Here is a 2,285-nt window from a genome sequence, read left to right as displayed (position 1 = left end):
GGGCCGCCCCGCCCCACCGCCCGGAGGCGCGAGGGCGGACCGCCCCGAGCCGCTGCCCCCGGTGACCACGACCGGGGAGGTGTGCTCCGACGGGCTCGACGCGACCGCGAGCTACCTGCCGTCCACCGAGGCCGGGGAGGCGGTGCGCCGCATCCAACGCCGCGGTGAACTGGTCGTCGGCGTGGACCAGGGCAGCTACCTGTGGGGGTTCCGCACCCCGGAGGGCGACATCGCCGGTTTCGACATCGACCTCGCGACGGCCCTCGCCGAGGACCTCCTCGGCCCCGACCCGAAGGTGGTCCTCCGCGCGATCCCCACCGACGCCCGCCAACGGCTTCTCGCCGAGGGCGAGATCGACATGGTGGTGCGCGCCATGTCGGTCACCTGCGACCGGTGGCGCGACGTGGCCTTCTCCAACGGCTACTTCGAGACCGGTCAGCGCGTCATCGTGCCGCGCGGCTCTCAGATCACCGGTTTCGACGAGAGCCTCGCCGGGCGCCGGGTGTGCAGCGGTGAGACCACCACCGCGCGTGCCCTGCTGGAGGAGCGCGGGCCGGAGCTGGAACTGGAACCGGTCCGCGCGCCCGGCCACATCGACTGCCTCGTCCTGCTGCAGCTCGGCGAGGCCGACGCCCTGATCACCGACGGCGCGCTCGCCGCCGGTCACGCCGCGCAGGACCCGGCCGTGCAGGCGGTCGGCGAGGAGCTGACCCGCGAGGTCTACGGGGTGGCGATGAGACGGCAGGATGTCGACCTGGTGCGGCGGGTCAACGCGGTCCTCGCCGAGTACACCGCGGGCGGCGAGCACAGCGCCTGGCGGCGCTCGCACGACCGCTGGCTCGCCGACCACACCGACGAGACGTCGCCGGCGCCGCCGGCCCCCCGGTACCGGGACGGAGAGGGGACGAGGTGATGGAGGCCGTGGAGGCGGAGACCAGGCTGGCCCGGCTGGACGCCGAACTGTCCGCGATCGAGACCTCACTGCTGGCGCTCCGCGACCATCCCGGACGGCGGCTGCTCGCCGGCGCCGAGTTGACCGGCGACACCCGGGCACGCTGGGAGGACGCCGACCGCACGTTGGCCCGGCTGTGGGGGTGGCACTGCACCGCCCGCGCGACCCTGGAGCGCGCCCATGCGGTCCGGCCGCTGCGACGCGCCCCGGGCACGGCCGAGTTGGTCGAACTGGCGGAACTCCTCACCGGCGACTGCCTGACGGTGGAGGAACCGGGCACGGCGCCGGAACGGCTCAGCTGGGAGCAGCTGGTGTCGCGCACCACCGACGGGTACGCCGAGGTGCTGGAGGTCGTCCTGGCCGTCGACGCCGTGTGGTCCGCGCTGCCGGCCCGCGTGGAGCTGCTCACCGCCGAACTCCGGCGGTTGACGGAGCTCGCCCGGTCGGTGGGGGCGGTCCGGGGCGAGCACCCCGCGGCCGACGTCCTGGCGGGTGTCGGTGCCGAGTTGGCGGAGCTGCGGGCGCGTGCGGCGGGCGACCCCCTCACGCTGTGGCGGCCGGTGGGCGGCAGCAGCGAACCGGGCCGCGGGCGCGTCGACACCTCCGGGTTCGACCGCGCCGAGCGCGCGGTCGAGGACGCGCGACGGGAGGTGGAGGACGTCATCGCGGTCCACCGGGACGCCGACGAGCGACTGTCCCGCGTCCGCGACGTCCTCTCCCGCGCGGACCGCACACTGGCGGAGGCCCGCACCGCGCGCGGCGAGGTGCTGGCGAAGATCGCCGCGTGGGACGTCCCGCCCGTGGAGGGGTCGGTCGGCGTGCTCCAGGAGCGGCTGGCCGCCGCGGTCGCGCACCGGCGGACCCGCCGCTGGGCGCGGCTGGCTCCGCTGCTCGCCGATCTGGAACGTCGCGCGGATGAGGAACTCTCCCTGGCCCGGGAGGCGTTGAGCGCGGTGACAGCACCGTTGGCGGTGCGCGCCGAGCTCCGTGGCCGGCTCGACGCCTACCGCGCCAAGGCAGCACGCCTCGGCCTCGGCGACGCGGCCCCGCTGTACGACGCGGCCCGCCGCACCCTCTGGAGCGCGCCGTGCAACCTGCGGACGGCCGAGCAGTTGGTGCGCACCTACCAGGAGGCGACACTGCGGGGACCGGCGGCGGAACGGGACACCGGGGTGGCGGGGGGCGAGGCGGGATGAGCGAGGCGGCGATACCCGGCGGGCGCTGCCCGCACGACGCCTGCCCGGGCGACTCCCCGGCCGGCGGCAGCGGCGGTGCCGGTGCCGACCGCTGCCCGGGGTGCGGCCGGTCCCCCGGCGGCCGGTCGGACGCCGCC

At 76.5% G+C, this 2,285-nt stretch carries 2 protein-coding genes; both read left to right on the top strand.

Annotated features, from left to right (window positions below; translation table 11 throughout):
- On the top strand, positions 1-913 hold a 913-nt coding region (locus tag HCN56_RS25195; RefSeq protein ID WP_209313179.1), incomplete at its 5' end, for a transporter substrate-binding domain-containing protein.
- Positions 913-2,148: a coiled-coil domain-containing protein gene (locus HCN56_RS25190; protein WP_167974913.1), complete on the top strand. Its 1,236-nt coding sequence runs from the start codon at positions 913-915 to the stop codon at positions 2,146-2,148. The genes HCN56_RS25195 and HCN56_RS25190, both read left to right, overlap by 1 nt.
- Positions 2,149-2,285: the final 137 nt, after the last annotated feature.

Source organism: Streptomyces lonarensis (assembly GCF_012033735.1).
In the GTDB taxonomy this organism is placed as follows: domain Bacteria; phylum Actinomycetota; class Actinomycetes; order Streptomycetales; family Streptomycetaceae; genus Streptomyces; species Streptomyces lonarensis.
This window is presented reverse-complemented; position numbering and strand designations above follow the sequence as displayed.